General features: G+C 55.5%; 1 protein-coding gene. It reads left to right on the forward strand.

All coding sequences use genetic code 11. From position 1 onward, the window contains the following. A partial coding sequence (locus ACOCD2_RS24355) for a transposase (RefSeq protein ID WP_419582510.1) occupies nt 1-515 on the forward strand: 515 nt, incomplete at its 5' end. Between the last annotated feature and the right edge of the window lie 155 nt (nt 516-670).

Genomic DNA, 670 nt, shown 5'->3' on the forward strand with positions numbered 1-670 from the left:
GGGGCATGAGAGCAACTGAAATGCGTTATCCGAAAGAGAGAAAAGAAGCAGTTCTGAAAAAGATGCTGCCACCCAACAACAAGCCTATCCAGGAACTGGCACAGGAAGAAGGTATCTGCGAAGCCACCCTGTACAACTGGCGCAACCAGGCCCGTGCAGAAGGCCGCCTGCTTCCGGAGAGTGGCAGCACCCCAGCCGGCTGGTGTGCTGCAGACAAGTTTGCTGCCGTTGTCGAGACCGCAGCGATGAATGAGGCGGCCCTTTCCGCCTACTGCCGTGAGCGCGGGCTGTATGTTGAACAGATCAACGAATGGCGCCAGGCCTGTGAACAGGCAAATGACTGGGATCGCAGTCAGAACAAGCAGTTGAAATCCATCCGTAAAGCGGATGAAAAGCATATCAAAGAGCTGGAGCGAGAACTCAAACGCAAAGAGAAGGCGTTGGCAGAAACCGCCGCCCTGTTGGTTTTGCGAAAAAAAGCCCAGGCGATCTGGGGGGACGGAGAGGAAGAATGATCAATGCCCCAGATCGCCGTAGAACCGTTGAATTGATCGAAGAAGCGGTGGATGCCGGCGCATCGCCAAAGAAAGCCTGTGAGGTGCTGGAGATCAGCTCTCGCACCTATAAGCGTTGGACACAAGAGGGAGAGGTCAAAGCCGATGGCAGGCCG

Source organism: Thiolapillus sp., from assembly GCF_048562965.1.
GTDB classification, from domain to species: domain Bacteria; phylum Pseudomonadota; class Gammaproteobacteria; order Chromatiales; family Chromatiaceae; genus Thiolapillus; species Thiolapillus brandeum_A.